The 18,837-nt window shown below is 33.8% G+C and carries 15 protein-coding genes and 3 pseudogenes; 2 read left to right on the plus strand and 16 right to left on the minus strand.

All coding sequences use genetic code 11. From position 1 onward, the window contains the following. The 8 genes and pseudogenes from ACOMCU_RS25855 to ACOMCU_RS25890 form a co-directional block, all read right to left on the minus strand. Positions 1-498: TerC family protein (locus ACOMCU_RS25855; RefSeq protein ID WP_421051946.1), on the minus strand; the 498-nt coding region annotated here is incomplete at its 3' end. Positions 499-1,401: 903 nt separating this feature from the next. Continuing rightward, a complete protein-coding gene (locus ACOMCU_RS25860) occupies positions 1,402-2,865 on the minus strand; it encodes a sensor histidine kinase (RefSeq protein ID WP_421051948.1) in 1,464 nt (487 codons plus the stop codon). Between the two features lie 180 nt (positions 2,866-3,045). Further along, positions 3,046-3,372, minus strand: coding sequence for a hypothetical protein (locus tag ACOMCU_RS25865; RefSeq protein WP_010861367.1), 327 nt, complete (start codon positions 3,370-3,372; stop codon positions 3,046-3,048). Between the two features lie 56 nt (positions 3,373-3,428). Further along, on the minus strand, positions 3,429-4,115 hold the full coding sequence (locus tag ACOMCU_RS25870; RefSeq protein ID WP_010861366.1) for an ABC transporter ATP-binding protein: 687 nt from the start codon (positions 4,113-4,115) through the stop codon (positions 3,429-3,431). 10 nt (positions 4,116-4,125) lie between these two features. Beyond that, complete coding sequence (locus ACOMCU_RS25875) at positions 4,126-5,544, minus strand: ABC transporter permease (protein ID WP_421051949.1); 1,419 nt, start codon at positions 5,542-5,544, stop codon at positions 4,126-4,128. 428 nt (positions 5,545-5,972) lie between these two features. Then, positions 5,973-6,387: pseudogene (locus ACOMCU_RS25880) on the minus strand (cation:dicarboxylate symporter family transporter); the annotation flags it as partial. Between the two features lie 228 nt (positions 6,388-6,615). Beyond that, positions 6,616-7,098 (minus strand): GNAT family N-acetyltransferase, encoded by a 483-nt coding sequence (locus ACOMCU_RS25885; protein WP_421051950.1) that lies wholly within the window; start codon positions 7,096-7,098, stop codon positions 6,616-6,618. Between the two features lie 61 nt (positions 7,099-7,159). Further along, entirely contained in the window at positions 7,160-7,909 is a 750-nt protein-coding gene (locus tag ACOMCU_RS25890) for a hypothetical protein (RefSeq protein ID WP_421051951.1), read from the minus strand. 240 nt (positions 7,910-8,149) lie between these two features. On the opposite strand from ACOMCU_RS25890, the pseudogene ACOMCU_RS25895 reads away from it, so the two are divergent. Beyond that, positions 8,150-8,248, plus strand: a pseudogene (locus ACOMCU_RS25895) (IS6 family transposase); the annotation flags it as partial. A gap of 191 nt (positions 8,249-8,439) precedes the next feature. On the opposite strand, the gene ACOMCU_RS25900 reads toward ACOMCU_RS25895, so the two are convergent. From ACOMCU_RS25900 to ACOMCU_RS25935, 8 genes and pseudogenes are all read right to left on the minus strand, one after another. After that, positions 8,440-10,239, minus strand: coding sequence for a DNA/RNA non-specific endonuclease (locus ACOMCU_RS25900; RefSeq protein ID WP_421051952.1), 1,800 nt, complete (start codon positions 10,237-10,239; stop codon positions 8,440-8,442). A 121-nt stretch (positions 10,240-10,360) separates the two neighbouring features. Beyond that, positions 10,361-11,032 (minus strand): M12 family metallopeptidase, encoded by a 672-nt coding sequence (locus tag ACOMCU_RS25905; protein ID WP_010861360.1) that lies wholly within the window; start codon positions 11,030-11,032, stop codon positions 10,361-10,363. A 121-nt stretch (positions 11,033-11,153) separates the two neighbouring features. Next, entirely contained in the window at positions 11,154-11,885 is a 732-nt protein-coding gene (locus tag ACOMCU_RS25910; protein ID WP_421051953.1) for a GNAT family N-acetyltransferase, read from the minus strand. A 544-nt stretch (positions 11,886-12,429) separates the two neighbouring features. Continuing rightward, a complete protein-coding gene (locus ACOMCU_RS25915; protein ID WP_421051954.1) occupies positions 12,430-12,915 on the minus strand; it encodes a tyrosine-type recombinase/integrase in 486 nt (161 codons plus the stop codon). Between the two features lie 443 nt (positions 12,916-13,358). Further along, complete coding sequence (locus ACOMCU_RS25920; RefSeq protein WP_421051956.1) at positions 13,359-13,496, minus strand: hypothetical protein; 138 nt, start codon at positions 13,494-13,496, stop codon at positions 13,359-13,361. A 698-nt stretch (positions 13,497-14,194) separates the two neighbouring features. Further along, positions 14,195-14,770, minus strand: a pseudogene (locus ACOMCU_RS25925) (DUF6434 domain-containing protein). Between the two features lie 472 nt (positions 14,771-15,242). Further along, a complete protein-coding gene (gene blaI, locus ACOMCU_RS25930; RefSeq protein ID WP_010861498.1) occupies positions 15,243-15,626 on the minus strand; it encodes a penicillinase repressor BlaI in 384 nt (127 codons plus the stop codon). 21 nt (positions 15,627-15,647) lie between these two features. Then, positions 15,648-17,420, minus strand: a complete 1,773-nt coding sequence (locus ACOMCU_RS25935; protein ID WP_421051957.1) for a BlaR1 family beta-lactam sensor/signal transducer — start codon at positions 17,418-17,420, stop codon at positions 15,648-15,650. Between the two features lie 268 nt (positions 17,421-17,688). On the opposite strand from ACOMCU_RS25935, the gene bla reads away from it, so the two are divergent. Then, a complete protein-coding gene (gene bla, locus ACOMCU_RS25940) occupies positions 17,689-18,582 on the plus strand; it encodes a class A beta-lactamase (RefSeq protein ID WP_421051961.1) in 894 nt (297 codons plus the stop codon). The last annotated feature ends 255 nt before the right edge of the window (positions 18,583-18,837 follow it).

The raw sequence follows: 18,837 nt of genomic DNA on the forward strand, positions 1-18,837 counted from the left end.
CCCTCCAAGAACAACAACAATAAATTGCCCTCCATCCATACCTCCAAAATCATCTAAGGGAGAATCCGGAAGACCGAGAGCTATAGCAACTGCAGCTAGTATTGAATCGATTGCAAAAGCAAGGTCAGCTAATGCAATCTTCCCAACAGTTGGACCAAAACCTTTACCAGCGACTTCCTTTTCATTGTCCTTATGAAAATTATCATTATCTTTCCCAAACAGTGCCTTAATGACATGTTTTAATCCTAGATAAAGAAGATAGACTGCTCCTATTGCTTGGATCTGCCAGACATTCGCAATAAAGGAAATCGCAAAAAGTGCAGCAAATCTGAAAACGACGGCCAAAATTATTCCGTAATTTATAGCTCTTTTTTTCTGTTCTTCAGGTAGATGCTTGGCAATAACTGCAAGTACTAGAGCATTGTCTGCCGATAATAATCCTTCTAATCCTATTAAAATTAGCAATGCCCAGGCATACTCTAACCATATTGACTCCATTAAAAAAATCCCCAACCTTTTAAATATAGTGACAGGTAAAGTCTCGATAATTATAGAATTTCCTAATTAGCAACTAAGTATACTTAGAGAATATTTTTAAAAAACAAGCGTCTTTGTGGTGAACAAGGAGGAATATATCTATCTCAAAATAATGTAATATTCTAATCTTTGGAATGTTATGAGTTAATTCTTAAATAAGTAGAAAAGATGAACGGGGCCTTTGAAGACATGCTTCCATATTAATTACTTGTTTAATTGTTCACATGCCCAAGTAACAGCTTATTTGTAATATTTAGAAGTAGACAAGCGAGTTGGGTATGAAACTAATCGAGTTAAATAAGAGATTCAGTCTATCCGCAAAGGATTGAATCTCGGGAACAGGCGTAGTTCGCGATACATGATTTATATGACGCTTGAATATTACTGAGTCTTCTTCCAAGGGTTTCATAAAATAGCTTTCTGGATGTTTCTCTCTTATCTCCTGAACCCTATCTGAAGTAGCTTCTGCAACTAAGTAACGTCCTTTATTGAAGATAATATTTATATCCGAATACTTCCGAATACTCTTTCTGGAAAGATCGGCCTTCCTGAACAACTAGGTAAAGTTCATACCCTTGAGAGATTGTAGTTTAATTCCATAAAGCTAATTCATTCTTTTTTATTTTTTCAATTATCTCCATCGAAATTATCTTTTGTGATAACAAAAGAAGCACCTACGACCGGTTTTTCAAAAACTGCAATTTTTCTCCAATCGGATTCAAACTTATCTCTATAGACACCTCCCATAGTTTCACATTTAACAATAACTCTGAAACGTCAAGGTTATAAAAATAAAACCAGATACTCATAAAAAAATTATGAGTACCTGGTTATTTCAGTTGGAAAATACCTCTAATTACTTTTTTAACCTTTACAATGGAAACAAGGGATATTAACTAAAAATTGAACGTCATTTTCGATATTAGTTATTGAGTAGGTAACAGATAGGGATTCAAAAATTTCTTTTACAATATATAGACCTAGTCCAGTTCCACCAGTATTCCTATTTCTCGATCTTTCAATTCTATAAAATGGCTGGAATAATTGTTGTATTTCCTCTTCTTTAATTTGTACACCTGTATTAATCACTTGTATTTGAATTTGATTGTCTTTTGGATGCTCAGTTAACTCTTCTATTAATACTGTTTCTCCATGCGGTGAATACATAATCGCATTATGAATAATATTTTTAAAGGCTTTTTCTAATAAATCGCGATTTGTACGTACGTTAATGTAAGGCGAAATTTGCTTTATTATCTTAATGTCTTTTTGAGAAGCGAAAAATCCAAGATTTTTTGTAATTGTATCAATTAATTCTAAGAGGTTGACTTCTTCCAATTCCACCTTAAAGGTATCTTGTTCTAGTTTAGACATACTCAAAATTTCTCGAACTAGTTGTTCCATACTTTCAATAATTTTGTGATTTTTTTCTAAGTAGAAGTCACGATTTTGATAAGGACCAATATTATAAATCATCCCTTCTGAGTATCCTTTCATCACAGTGAGAGGAGTCTTTAATTCATGGGCAACAGTTGCGAAAAATTCCCTACGTTTTGTTTCGATTTCTCTTTCTCTTTCAATATCATCTTTTAATTGCTCATTTACTTTTTGTAAATCATACATGGTTTGTTGCAAATTATTCGACATCTCATTCAAGCTATTGGACAGTTCCTCTAATTCGTCATTTGAACGGACTACGACGTTTTTGGAAAAATCCAGGTTTGCCATCTTTTGCGCACGCACATTTATATAAATGAGCGGTTTTGTAATGAACCTTGAATATAAATAGGCACTCCCCAATCCAATACACACCACAATGATACTTACATAAGGAAGAAAACGCACTAAAACATGTGACGCTTCATCAATAGGTTGAAATGTCGCAAATACAGTAACCGTTAAATTACTTTCATCTAGGAAGTGAATCGGCAAAGTAACAAAAAATGCATTCCTTAGAGTTTCTTCATTCTGTATTAATCCTGTTTTTGCATTAAGATTTGGTGGTTGCGTAACTCCCTGCATCATGAAAGTAGGCGTATATATAATAGTTCCCTCTTTAGTTTGTAGGTAAATATTAGAATTATATTTTTTGGTGTAGTCTTCAAAAAGCGGTATCGTATTTGTTAATGTTAAATTCTCAGAATTATGGATAATTTCCTCTATTCCTGATTGGAGCTGGTTGGTTTTATATTGTTCATAAAATGTTGGCAGGAAGAAGTATAAAATTAAATAAATCAAGACTGCAAAAGATAACAATATGAGAGACGTAATCATAAAGAGTTTATAGGTTATTTTTTTCATCTTCATGATGTGTACAATCCTATTCATCGAAATGCCCCCTAAGATAAACATATTTTAATTTTCACCTGTCTATCCTAAGGGGAATATACGTTATTGATAACTAGTCATTGCTGTCTGAAAGTAAATCAAACGGGCTAAAGTATCATGAACTTTTCTTTCTAATAGAATTAATTGCCTTAGAGTATTCACCTAATAGATCAAAGAATTTTAATTAGGAGATGTAGAACCCGATGTAGAACCTTGTATCATATCCTCTTCTGAATTAGATGAGGAAGGATCCCACTGTTCTGGTGTCCGTTCACCTGGTTTTGATGAGAACTCCTCCCACTGTTCTGGCGTCATTTCTCCCCTTGGATTTGGAGATTCCCACTGCCGCTGATCAGGGGTATTTTCTTCTGAATACGTTTTATTGTCTTGCTGCGTATTGGTTTCATTTTGATTCAAGTCTCCACCTAAATTTCCCATATTCATATATAAACCAATTGCTATTCCGATAGATACTAAGCCAATAGATGCTGCTATTTTTGTCCGCATTTTTTTCACTCCGATTTTACATTTTTATAAAAAGAGTTTTTTTAAAATTTTTGTTCCTATTTTTTCTTCAAAGTTTTACAAACCAAATTTCGTTGTTCAAGAAAAACTACTTTATCAGATTGTTTAGCGACTTCCTGGGAATGCGTAACAACGATGATACATTTATTTTCTTTATGAGCTAGTTCTTTAAACAATTTGATAATTTCATCCGAAGTTTTCTCATCTAGATTCCCAGTCGGTTCATCCGCAATTAATAAATCTACATCACTAGATAATGCACGAGCAATGGCTACACGCTGTTGTTGACCGCCACTAAGCTGTAAAACCTTTCTTTTTGCTTCGGTTTCCGACAAGCCTACCATTTCTAATAACTCAAGCGCTCTTCTCTTTTTATCTTTTATGTTAACTCCTGTAATTTCCATTGCCGTGACCACATTTTGAAGAGCCGTCATATACGTAATGAGATTATATGATTGAAAGATTATCGAAACATATTTATTTCTATATTTATCTAAACCAATTTTTCGTATATCTTTTCCTTTGTAGAGCACATGTCCTTCTTTAGGGATATCTAATCCACTTGCTAAACTAAGTGCTGTTGTTTTTCCTGAACCTGATGGTCCTAAAATGCTATAGAAACATCCTGTTTCAAAGGTAAAGTTTACATTCTCTAATAAAGTATTCTTCTTATTATTACTTTGATAATAGTAATATAGATTTTTAAATTGTAATAAAGTGTCCATGTGACTCCTCCTACTCATCTTTTAATAGTATTTCTTTTGGATTTAAACGAAGAATTGATAATGCTGGTAGAAGTGTTGATAGAGTGGCAATTAATAGCCCTAATCCACCTAAATTCAACACATCTTGTGACGTTATACTTACATCAATATCATCGATAGGTTGCACATCTTTATCTTGTTTATTCATCATTCCTAATGAGAATCCTAGATTATTTGATTCTTGTTGTTGATCTTCAGTAGCAATAACTTCTTGCTGTAATAAACTGTCTCCTATTTTTTGAGACACTGTTTCACCTGTAATGGTAGAAATGCCAAATGCTAGTACCGCTATACATAGTACTTCTACTAACAGTTGTCCTATTAATTTCCTCTTTTTTTCACCGATTGCCAACAGAATACCTAATTCCTTACGTCGCTCTTTTATAGTCAACATAATAATAAGACCTAATATAATTGATCCTGCAATGGATACTAAATAGACAATCATTTTGGAAGTAGCGGCAATATTCTCGATAGGGCCTACCATTTTTTGATATAAAGCATCATGCGCATCTAACTTAAATAAATTGAAATCAATATTTGTTTTCATTGCCTCTGCTTTAAAATCCTCTATATTCTCTGGATCATTTAAGTAGTAAATTGCTTCGTTAATGGATACACCCGTTTCATTACTTTCAGACATTTCTTTCATCGAATCATAAATAGTGTATATTTTGTTAGACGGATGCATCATAGCTGGTAAATTTGCCTCGAAGTCAGTTATTCCGGAATTTTTGTATATCCCTATTATTTCTAACTCTACCTTTGATGTTTCATCCTTTGATTGGATTTTTAACATATCACCAACTTGGAGCTCATTTTGTTCGGCTAACTGTTTTTCAATCAAAGCTACTTTCTTATTCGTATCCTCTGATGTAATCGGACGACCGTCAATAATTTCATTCGTTCCATCTGTAAAATCTTGCAATAAATCAGAACTTCTCACACCTTGGATAAATGTATTAGGCATTTTCATATTTCCACTACCACCTACTGCTCCACTTACCCCTTCGTCATCTTTGTCACCATTAATAGGCGTGAAATCATCTGCTACAAACATGTCACTTTTAAGATAGTTGTAGTCTATTACATATGGTGATTTAGCTACCTGGTCTGCTTCATCTGCAAAAAGTTCAGGGTGTTTTATTTTTCCATTCGGATTCTCTTCTCGCTGTTTCGCCACATTTTCCATAAGCTTCTCTTCGTCCATTCTAAGGCTCACATCTACACCTAATGTTTGTCTAGCATGATCATTCGCCTTTTGTGAGACATTTTGTATTGCAAAACCCGCTAATACTAAATTAGAAACTACTAAAAATACAGTAAATAATATTAACGATTTCCCCATCCTTGCTTTAACACTTAAAAATGCACGTTTGATAAAATTCATTTTCATTACCTCCTTGATAGCTATACTATATAAGAGTAATCTGTAGTTTATATGAAGATACTTCGAAGTTTATCTGTAGATATACGGGAGTTTATGTGAATCAATTTCCGAAACTTTAGAAACCATTAATTTATAATGAAAAAACGCAATTCCCCTACCAATTCAATGTATTGGTGGAGGAATTGCTTGCTGTTATTTTTTATTCAATTATTCTAGTTTCTACACCGTTTTGATAAGTTTGACTAATAATTTGGCATAAAGCTACATTTACCAGTGTAGCAGGACGACCGAATAATTCGGACTTATATTTAGCTAAAAGCCTATCCTATAAATTAGATCATGATATCTCTATTGAAACAAAAGAGAATGAATACACTAAATTTATTTTAATTTTTCCTAAAAACCAAACAATATCATACAATTGCGTAGTCTCCAATAGCAGCAACCTCTAAACCTAAAATAACAGAGAAGAAGATGATAGCAAGCATGTCACCTTCACCCATTGACTGAATGATATTTGTCGGTACAATGCCTACAATAATATCAAACGGTCCTTCATGCTGTACTTCTTCTGTAGTTGTAACGTATTTCGAAATATCTCCTTGAGATAGCTCGTTCATATTCACACCTGCGCCTGGTTGGAATATGTTTTCGGAAAGTAAACCAACTACAATTGCTACTGTTATAATAATTTCAAAGTAAATAATTGATTTCTCGCCTAATCGTCCAAGCTGTTTCATGTCTCCAGTTCCAGCTACACCAACGATTAAAGTCGAAATAATAAAGCACAACAATCATCTTAAATAGATGAAGGAAAATACCGCCTAAAGGTTGTAAATAGGTTTCCATCTTTCTCCGTATAAAATAACCAAAAAACTCAAATTTCTTAATAATTTCCTTCGGACTTTTTGTTCCATCGAAAAGATACAATACTTCCAAATAAAAATCTGGATTTACGTCATACTCTTTATAAAAAATTAAAAAGACGCTCTCTACGAATTTTAGACAGTATCAAGGCAAATATGCAAATCAATGTTAGAAAGGTCGATTATAACCTATTTTCCATTCCACCTATATTTTTAAAACCATTCGTGTAGTTTTCAAAATATGCCCATCAAAATCATCATCAAATTCATCAACAATTTGGAAACCTTTTGCATTGTAAAAAGTTATTCCGATATCATTCGCAGTTTCAACATTAACATAAATCAATTCAGCCTTTAATTCTTGAATACCTTTATATAGAAGTTCCGAACCTATACCCATATTTTTATAACAAGGATGAAGATAAATTGCTGACAATTCAATACTTCTATCGTTATTAATATTTGAGTAGTTTGCAAAACCTACAATTTCTCCATTCAATTCCGCAACATAGAATGGCGTTTGTAGATACCTGATTTCTAACATTTTGCTATTATATGCTTGTGATAAAAAATTATCTTGAATAATTCTAGGAATAATTCCGTCATATGTTCCATGCCAACTTTCCGTGGCAATTTTTGTTACCTTGCTCATATCTTCTTTTTTCATCTTCCTAATAAGTAATTTCATTTTCACATCTCCTTCGAAAAAAACTAAATTTAAACAAACAAATTTACTTTTTTAACAAATATTAGCCGACATTTGTCCTTTGAAATATTAATAATAAAAATCCTAATATAAACAAAATGCCTGAAATTATAATTATTACATATTGTGAGTTAAACATAGCAATAGCCATTGATATTGTAGCTATTGAAAATGAAGATACCGAATTTAAAATTACCCCTCTAATAGCAAAGAAATCACTTTGTTTTTCTAATGGGATAGTACTTTGAAAAAAACTATTATTATGGATTCTCATTAGAGAAGGGGAACAACCGATAATTAAACTTCCTATAGCACCGATAAATACGTATTGGGATAATCCTATTATCAACATTCCAATAGAACATAAAAAAAATGAAAATACAATGGAAAATTTACTTTTATTAACTCCGGTTTTAGTAAAAATATGACTTACTGATAATATAATTAATCCTAAACTAAACGATACTTCATACAAAGCTAATGTAGTAGATGAGAAATTGTTTTCATAAACAATTAGCGCAGGAAATAATAATTTTAGTAATGGAATCATCGTAAAATTAAATATTAAAAAAGCAATCATAAGCAATATAATAGTTTTATTTTTAAATATATCAATCATGTTGTGCAAAAAGCCAATTTGATTTAAACCATCAACTTGAATTGGAATGAAATTTTTCCATTTTATAATATTTAATAGTCCTATTGATAAGACGAATAGAACAACAATAAATAAGTAGGCATTTCCTCCAGAATTAATACGTTTATTATAAGATCGCCTAAAGCCTTGATACATCAGACTTAGTAATTCTGAATTTACTGACTTTAACTAGTTTGATTAAGTACCTTTATCATTCTTGGATCAACACCCCTGGCTTGATATCATTCTAAAATCCAGCCCACAAACGTTGATATATTAATGTTTACTTACCTTTTCATCTAGTATCTTCTTACTGCCATTTTTGTATTGGCTCACGCAACGATTTAATGCGGAATGGAAAATATCTGCTACTTCATTATCTTGACTTAGAATATGATAAAAGGAATCGAAACCGTTCATGCTCTATATAAAAGAAACCGAAGTCTTAGCTCAGACTTCGGTTTTTCAATGTATAATGAATTAAATCGTTACTAGTAGTCGCATAATATTGGGTCTCACATTCTTACTTATGGTTATCTCTGAAGAAACTTTACAACAGAACCAATCTTACCTTTATTTTTTTCTAAATACACAAAATTTGAGGTTTATTGAAAGTTGAGATTCGCTAAAAAATTAGTGTGCAACTCCTAATCATATTTCAATGAAATAACTTTAAAAACTAAAAATCAGATTTTTATATCTTCGGATGTTTCAATAACATGACCAATTGAACCTTCTACACGACCGATCGGATCGTCATTTCGTAATTTTCCAAAATCAAGACCTGTCAAATCTTCAATTTGTAAAACAGGTACTTGATATGTTTTATATGCACCATAAGCATCTTCTAAATTATCAATTAAATGTTTTTGAGATTGTAAATATGCTGTAGCTGATAATTTTCCATCTTTTTTAACCATCACAGCTACTTTCCAAAATTCTGCTGGTATTTGTACTCCACGATATATTATGTCATCACTACGAAATACTGGTCCAGTAAAAACAGTGGCTTTAAAATTAAATTTTTTAGCTTTTTCTAAAATATAATCCTCCAAATCAAGCCATGTCTTTTGATTAAGGTTTTTATGCTGAGGAGAACAATTTGTAAAATGGAATGTATCCTTATTTGCTTTCTTAGCTAAGTCCCCCCAAATAGGATCACGTCTACGTACAAGATGCCCTTTGTCAATTTCATTTCTAGCATACAGCTCAGGACCACACTGATATTTTTGATCTATACGTGAATCAAAAAACCAATTATTTTCCCGTCCAACATCTACAAGTTTATTTCCATCAAGATTAACAACAGTATAGTAAGCTAATCGACGAGATTCACTCATAACAATTGAAAAATGTGTATAATTCAATATTTTTTCCCCATTATTGAGAAGAGCTATATCTATTTCAAGATCAGGGCGAAATTTAGGATGCGGAACTTCATAATTATCACCTAAAAATTTAGAATCATAACCTGTAGAGTCTTTGTACCAATCCAAAGCTAACTCCTCAGAAAATACCTCTTCAGATGAGTTTTCAACTAATTCCCATCCTTTTGAAAGCTCGTCAAGTAATTTCTTCTTATCATCACTTAGATTTTGAGACTGATTCATAAGAAACTGTACAATACTACTAATTCGTATTCCCTCATTTGCTATATATTTTGTACTATCTTGCGGGTCAGGAACACCTGCATGGTGAAGTGCGATAACCATCCATTCATCATTAAATACAGCTGATCCAGATGAGCCTGGCTGTGTATCAGTTTCATATTGAACAAAATCATCAAATATGTCTAGAATTTTATTCTCTCTATTCGCTACCATCTTAGGTGCACCTGAAGGATGCTGAATTATTGATACGTGTTCACCTACCAATACTTTTCCTTTATATGGTGAAAGCGGTAAGAAATTAAAGTCAATTAATTTTGCCCCGTCAGCGGATGTCTCTTCTACAGCAACTAATGTAAAATCAAGATTCTCATCTGTTATAAAGAAACGATTTGGTGCTAAACGAAAATTTTTTATTTCTCGTTCTTTTAAATCTAATCCCAACTCATAATTGAATTGTGCAAGACTAAATAGCGCAGCATCTTCATCTGCTAAAACATGATTATTTGTAAGTAGTAAAGAAGGAGACACAAGAAAACCTGTACCATGTCCTCGAACCCTTCCGATACGATCGCGAACCTCAATTCTACAAACAGACCTAGCAGCGTTAAGTCCTGCTTCAAAATAAGAAATAGGAAATAAATCATTCCCTTCAATAATACGCTCTATCGCTAATCCATCTAGTGGATTAATAATTGCTTTCCGAAAAAAAACTCGTTCGGGTTTGCTTACTTCCAATGGGTTTTTATGTTGTAATTCACTTTTCAGATGTTCACGATTGTTTGAGCGTTCAATATAGCGATTCAGTGCTTGTTGTTGTTGCATAGATATTAAATTTTGATTAAAAATTAAATCTCTTTCAAATTGCATATTAGACATGGTGTTCATCCTCCTAAATATACATTTTTCAACATCATTTGTATAAATATAAGTACCTTTTCTAATTCTGTTTAATTTTCTTATAATAATTGTAGTAGTTCGCCTCCAATTATTTTGAATCTTAAAAAGGATACATTTGTTGAATGAATTGCTTGTCTTTTTCCGAAAGTGTTACTCCTCCGATAGCTTCATAATCTCCAATTGTATGCTCATTTGGTATGGTATAAAGCATTATTGATGTTGGATCAAATTCTGTAAAACTTGTTATGTTTTTATCGTATCGACTAAATATATTGTTATCAACTTCCTCTTTTGACCAATTATTTGGTGGGCCCATATAATACGTATAAACAGCTTCTTTATCCCAAGGAATTTTTGCACTAGGATTTTGATGTTCGTGAATACATCCAAGTGCATGTCCAAATTCATGTAATACCACCCTTGAGTATTCAACTTCAGGAGTGTCTCGTTGAAGCCAACCATAATTCATTGTTGGCTCATTCTTAGCCACTTCCTTACAGGAGGTTCCGATATACGACCAACTACCGTCATTCATATCAAATGCTATACGTATTTCTGCGTCAGGATTATTTCCAAATGCTAATTTTATATTCGCATATTGTTCCCATCTTTTGGCATGTTTTTTGACTTTTTCTTTCACTTCAGGAACCCCCTCTAAAAAACGAACATGTATTGTTTGGCCAGGTTCCCATTTATATTGATCAATAAGGCTTATTTCCTTAGAAAGATTAGATGGTATTTTATCAATACATACTTTAACTGTTTTAGACATAAAATCGCACCCTTTCTATATTAAAATCAAATAAGTCTCAACCCTTTTGTGTTCCATCCTATTTTAAAATTAAATGTATATTCTCCAAGGAAATTTAAATGTTCTCATCCTACTGTTACTCTCAATTAGTGGAGTCGGGAGAAATGACATCCCACTTCCCAAATAGCGTCAAACCAGCCGCTTTTGCTAGTAACGTAGAAGCCACGTTATCGAGCTGGCATCTGTACTGTGGTTCGTATCCTTGCTCAAAGGCGTACTTGCAAATTGAACGCACCACTTTGCGAGCATGCCCTTTTCCTCTAAAGGATGTCAGAGTCAGTACGCCGAGATCCGCAATTGGCACATCTTCTTTCCAAGGATACATACTGGCAGCACAGACCAAGCGGTTTTGCTCAAAAGAGCCGAACACTGCCCAGTGAACCAATTCCACATAAGCATCATCCAAGTCTTGTTCTGAGGCGTAGGACTCAAACTCGGAGAAAACCGCATCATCTTGCTCTGTTAACTGGCGCAAAGTACCTTCCAGGTTTTCTTGCAGTAAAATGTTTTTGTCGGCCTCTGAAAAATAATAAAGATAATCTGCGCCATGCAATGTGACTCCCGCTTCATTCAATTTCCGGCGAAAGTCCAACTCAGACAGGTCTTGGTGTTGATAAAGGTCTAATTTATCGGCCATCGCTGGTGTCAGGAGCGCCATCACCATTCCGTCGGTAGTTTCAAACACCATAACTCGGCTGTCTTCGCTAAGGTCGGGGTTAATGGCGACAGTAAAGACTTCATCGCTATAGAGGACCTCTCCGTTCAAAAATTGCGCCTGCCAAAAATCAGTTATCGTTTGTGAAAATAAAGGCATGTTTCTCACCTCCTATAATTGAAATTATATTCAAAAATACCATATTTTTCAATAATCTTTAAATCTTTTTTTGTTTCCCTCCTCCTCCAGCCATAGTTTCCATACATCTAGTTCTAGGTAAACACCTGTCCCTTTGAAATTGTAACTACTTAATAAAATCTCTCACAACCTTTGAGCTTTATGGCTGGTGAGCATTTTTTTATAAGCTACTCTCAACTTCTAACGGGGGACGAGTTTACCCTTCATAGAGAAATTTTGTACACAAATATAATTGAGCTAAACAGTTTTAAATCCCTTTTTTGAATATAAGTTCCTAATTTTATTAAAATCTCTGTTAACATTTAATAAAACACATTCCCACTTGTTGTAGAAATCTGCTCCGTTAGTACAATAAGTTCAACAAAAAAAGCGTTAATCCTTCTTTCCTTAACTTCCTAGGAAAATAAATAACACCCGAAACCTATATATCAAAGGTTTCGGGTGTTTCAGAGAAGTCGATTATTTGCGTTAATTTATATTTTGTGAACAATCCTATCCCCCTTTTTCACATAAATTGATCATAGATTTCCTTATGAGCATGATCATAGAGCCTTGCATATAGTAACATAGGCTGCAGTTCCTTATGGCGGAGGAGAACCTGGATGCATGAGAGCGGCATTGCCTTCATAGCTAAACGAGCTGCGAAGGTATGTCGCAATGTGTGGGGAGGAATTTTCATACATAACTGGCCTCCATACTCGGCTAACTTTTTTTGGACAGTCCTATGGCAGATTGCTCTTTTTCCAGTTATATTCACGAATACAGTCGGCATATCGTCTTCCCACCCTTTTAGATACCTGGATAGTTGTTCCCCACATTCTCGTGTAAAAAGAACAATTCGGGACTTTTTCCGTTTCCCCTTTGTAATTAGAATTGAGCGTTCAGACCGGTTAATGTCTTCCTTTTTCATGGCAGATAATTCACTAATTCGGTTGCCTGTGGTATATAAGATTTCAACTACAACTCGATAATACTGGGCAACTTTTGCCAATTCCCTTAATCAGGTCATTTGTGTGATTTTAAGTATATCTTTGCCTTCTTAGCGGTATATTTGCCAACATAGTAATACCAACCCTTTCAAGCTACTTGGTTTTAATACCCAATCGAATAAAAGTGTTATATTGATTTAAATTGAATTTACCTATAGCTTTTGGCATTATTTTGATTTATTTTTTACTTTTGGCATATGTATGATACATGATTTAAGATTAACTATTTACAATAACAACTAGTAAGTTCATTTGTCACTTTTGAAAAAAGAATGATTAAAATTTGCTGGTAATCCTCAGTTTCCTGATTAAAATATACCTCGTATTTTGAACAAAGTTTGATCAAAATACGAGGTTTTATCTGTTTGTCGCTATTTTTATAATAAAGATTGATTATTCCGGAACGCTAATCTTCAACTAAAGCCTTAGTTAGTGGAATATCAATTTATTTTCTATCTCTTATTTCTTCTAGTATTTCTATTACACGATCGTTTTGTTTTTCAATAGATTTTAACCTTTTTTCAATTATGCTTGAAGAGAAAAACACAATTAGTACAATAGCTATTCCGATTATTAAATCCATTTCTATTCCTCCGTCTATATCATTGTTTATCTATGTATTTTTACTTAATACTACATACGTTTCACAAGGTTTAAAGTTACATGCTTGTTCAAGTATTCTGCCCCGTTAGCCATCCATGTAGCGCAAAATCAACACTACACCACAGAAAATGAAAGATTTTTACGTTCTTTCATGGGAGTTTAAGAAGAACAGGGAAGCTTATTAAACAATCGCGCCCTATTGTTGAAAATCACAAAATATAAAAAGTGACGACTGCATACATACGTTTTAATGAAGTAAACCATATTAAAAGCACAAATGATTTTGTGCTTTATTAGTTTAGTTTGACTCTTCTATAGGAGTTGGATAATTACAGAATATAAGGTAGGAATTATTAAGAAAAGAAGGAGAGATACAATGTTCGATCAAGTTGCGTATTTTATTTTTGAAGCCCTGGTAATTCTAACGGTTTTGGTTGTTGTGGTTGGAATCCCTCTTGGGGATACACTGTTTAGAAAAAAATAATACTGCATCCAATTGGATGCATTTTTTTTTGAATTTACAACTTGTTTCGTTTCTATAATAAATTTAGAGATTGGTGAAAAATAGTGGACCATATTGAAGTAAAGCCCCTTTTAGCTTAAGTGCATTATTTCACAAAATCTAGATTTCCTTTCAGTTATTACAGGAGTGCTGCTCTACAGTTGAAGAAGAAGGGGTCAAGAATTACTTTTCGGTATGTACTTATTTTCTCCTGGTAATTTCTTTATCTCCTTCCAAGCAGCAATAGCATCTTTTCGCTTTTTCCCTTTATTTTCAGGATCAGTAAAGTAATCTCGCGTAAATTGATTATATTCAAATTGGGAACTAATTGTTGTGATGTATGAAGGGTCTTTCTTACGATTCTCTTCTTCATACCAGGCAGCAATTACTTCTTGATATGTCTTTCCTACATTTTCTTTAAAATAGTTTTGAATATGTGTGGAAAAATGAAATTTAGGAATTTGTGATTTAAAGAATGCTCTTACTGCCTGACTACAACAATGCTCTTCTGTAATAATTGTATTTAGGCTCAATTCCTTTGATTTAGCAGACTTTTGGTAATAATTTTGTTTTCAAGATGGTTTAGCAATTTTTCCTGTTAGAAGAAAGTAAGCAATTCTTTCTGTGATTTCAACCTTAGAACCTGAAGTACTTAACCCATTTTCTCTACAAAAAACCTGTAGTTCTTCTTTTAACCAGTAAAAATTTCTGAAATCTTTTTCATTCAAATCCTTTGATAATACGGGTCGCATTTCATTCACCTCCGCTGTATTTAAATCCCATTTTAGAGCATTAGTTTCCAAATGTCCTTGCTAATATTTTATTTAACTCTTCTTGTACTAAACTGCGCCGTTAGCACAAGAAGCGAGTGTACTAATTTAACAATCGCCCTCTGTTAGTTTCAAGTACATTTTTCACAATTTTCTACGCTTATATTTCCATCTTTAATAAATGCATCAGTGAAAGAACTAAAATCTCTCATACAACACTTAAAGAGCTGTCTAAATTCTAAATGAAAAAAAGGACCTGCTGTTTATATAGTAACTGATCCCTTTTGTTGTTACTCCCACGGTTAGCAAATTAGGGTCGTTTCGTTCATTATGACTAAAGGGCATAGTATTTACAGGGAAGTAAGCGATAATTACATGAGTAATTTATCCCCTGCTATTTCGATTTAGAGCGAAGAAAGCGATTTGGAAAAATTTCAAATCGCTTTTTAAAATATTATTGCTTTTTAGATTTCTTATCTAAAATATAGCGTAGTTCATTGATATCATCATTAGATAGAGCATCTTCCTGAATGAATTGGGCAAGCATGGATTTCAAGGTACCTCCGTAGATACGCTTGATAAATGATTCGGTCTCAGCACGCTGGCACTCTTCCTGTATATAGAGCGGGTAAAAGGTGTAAACTCTTAGATCTTTATTGACACCTACTACGTCTTTTTGAACCAATCGATCGAGAAGAGTGCGTATGGTTTTCGGCTTCCAATCCGTACTCTCCTGTAAGGAAAGTATGACGTCATTCGCTGTTTGAGGCGCTTTATCCCAAAGCACGTTCATGATTTCCCATTCTGATTCTGATATATGAGGAATGTTTTTCTCCACATTTATCTCCTCCATTTTTCTTTAATAGATTCCTAAATCTTTTAAAATTGATAAAGTAATTTCTATAGCCTTGCTTCCAGATGCATCATCTTCATTTTGTATATTGGTAGCAAAGAAATAAGTATTGTTCTTCGTCTCTACATACCCAATAAACCAACCATTGATGTTTTTTCCATTCACTGTACCTGTACCTGTTTTTCCCGATAGGCGAGCTTCTTCATTCTTTTCTAAGTGTAGTGCATCCTTCACAGCTTGGATATGCATTTCCTTATATCCCAACTGATTGTTATAAAAGGCTTGCAGCAGTTGCACTTGCTCAACTGGAGAAATTTTCAATGAGGATTCGTTCCAGAATCCATCTAATCCCCCAGATACATTGGAGTTTCCATAGTTGATGTCTTGTAGATTGGATTGTATGGTTTCAAATCCTTGTCTACGATCTAGCTCTTGGAAATACCAGTTTACAGATTTTTGTAAAGCAGATGCGACATCCTGATTCATATTCCAAGCATCATAGGGATACTCCGTCCCATCCCATGAAAGTGTGGATTCTTCGGGTGATATCACATTTGATTCTAGTGCAGAAAGAGCACTATAGATTTTGTATGTGGAATCAGGTGATACTCGCAACGTACTTTTCTCATCATTATAAATACGATATTGTTTTGCACTAGAATCATATAAAACAAAGCTGCCTTCATACCCTTTAAAGAATTGATGTAAATCCTCATAAATTGTTCCGTCATTATTAAAATAGTATCGGTCGTTCTCCGTCGAAAATGCGGAAATGACAGGTAATTGGACTGTCAAAATGATACTGGCCAACACATAAATAAAGACACTTTTTTTTATTGATTTCTTTGCGCCAGGCTTATAGGCAGCAATTTGTTCAATTCGTTTTTTAATTTGACTCTTCGAACCGTTTATTTGTGTAACTAACGATAGCTTACTTGAACGTTTAGAAAGATCTACAAAATTAATGATTGTATTTCCATATTCACTAAATGAATTATCATCTAGTAAATGTAAAACAGATGTATCACATGCGATTTCCCGATCTAATCTCATTTCTCTAAAAGCAAGCCAGACAAGGGGATTAAACCAATAAATGCTTTGATAGAACAACATCACGTAATTTGTCAGCAGATCCTTGTTTTTATAGTGATTCAGTTCATGAAGAAAGATGTGCTCGTAATGTTTCAAGTTGATCCAGTTTTCATGCTGAGAAGGTAAGACGATATATGTTTGAAAAAGTCCAAATATCATTGGAGATTGGACTCTTTTCGAAATAACAATCTCTATTGATTTTTTAATCTGTAGTCTTTTCTTGCATTCTTCGAAAAGCACAAGAACTTCTTGATTGGTAAGCGTAGAAGAAAAATTCTTTATTCTTCTAAGTGTAATCCATCCACGAACCATAGTAAAAGTAAATAATAGCAACCCTGAGATCCATAATCCCATTACTCCTATATTAAGTAAGGACAGATCGAACTGATTGACAGATACAGAAAAGTCTTGTATAAGGTGTAGGCCCTGCATCATATTAGTTCCGTTTAGTTCTGTATTAGGGCTGACAGCATTAGTCTGATACATATATCCACGGCTAAAGAGAAAACTAAAATTATATAAATGAGTCGGTATGAATGGAAGTGTTAAAGCGATAAAAAGAAACATCCACAAATGATAGTGCCATTTAGCTGTTAGTTGTCTTCCAAACCATTTTCGTATAAGTAGAATAACAGTAACGGAAAATGAAGATACCAATAGGCCAATTATAAAATGAGTTAAAAACATTTCCTCCACACCAACTCTCTTAGATTTTTAGATTTTTAAAACAGATAGCATATTTATAGTAGCTTGATGGTGAAAAATAATGAGTTGACTTAATTTGATTACGTATGTAATACTATACTACAGATGTAATCGGACTACAAATGTAATCTTTCTAAACTCCTTGAAAAAGGTTGTTTTTTCAATTCATTAAGAGTCTAATCAAATAATTAGGAGGTTTTACATCGTGAACAAAAGAAGGTTTTATCAAATACTAGCACCGATAGGATTGATGCTTATGGTTGTAGGCTGCTCGAATGAGAACAAACAGGTTGTACAACAATCCGAAACAGAACCTAACCAAACGTCAGAAAATATAATGGAAGAAACTACCATGGAGAAATTTGAACAACTTGAGAAGGAATATGACGCGAGGCTTGGGGTCTATGCTATTGACACAGGAACAAAAAAAATCGTGGAATTTCGTGAAGACGAACGATTTGCGTACACATCCACATTCAAAGCACTGGCTGCTGCGGCAGTTTTACAACAAAATACTATAGAAGAACTTAACAAAATAGTTACCTACACTAGTAATGATCTTGTTACCTATTCACCGATTACAGAGAAATATGTTGATACAGGAATGACTCTTAAAGACATTAGTGAAGCTGCAATCAGGTACAGTGACAATACTGCTGGAAATCTTTTATTTAAGGAACTGGGCGGCCCTGAAGGATTCGAAACCTCTTTAAAAAAACTTGGGGACCAAGTAACTAATGCTGAGCGTATTGAGACAGGCCTAAATGAAGCTGTACCAGGAGAAACTCGTGATACTAGTACACCAAAAGCACTCGCTAATGACCTTCAAGCATACACGCTCGGCGACGTACTAACACATGAGAAACAAACTATGTTAGTTGATTGGTTGAAGAGAAATACAACTGGAGATAATTTAATTCGTGCAGGAGTTCCCAAAGGGTGGGAAGTTGGTGATAAAACTGGCGGGGGAGGTTACGGAACACGCAATGACATTGCGATTGTTTGGCCGCCTAACAGAGAACCAATCGTTCTTGCAATACTATCCAGTCGCGATAAACAGGATGCAACTTATAACGATGAGCTTATTGCACAGGCAACAAAGGTTGTAATGAATGTTTTTAAATCCACTCCAAACAACAAGTAACGGGAATGAATTACTAAAAAATACTATCATCTTTTTTATAAAAAATCGCTTAACATTGTAAATATGCGATTTCCTGACACTACTTCCTTATGAAAAAAACAACTAAAAGCCAATTTCCTTAGCGTACGAAGTTCGCGTTTTGTTGGTATGACCCCATGTCCAACAACTTAAGAAAAAAGAGGCACTTTTTATTAAAAATCATTGAATTAGCTTAAGTACACGGCTATGAGGCGGCGACTCCTGCGGGAACAGCAC

The organism is Lysinibacillus sp. UGB7 (genome assembly GCF_049058285.1).
GTDB classification, from domain to species: Bacteria; Bacillota; Bacilli; order Bacillales_A; family Planococcaceae; genus Lysinibacillus; species Lysinibacillus sphaericus_B.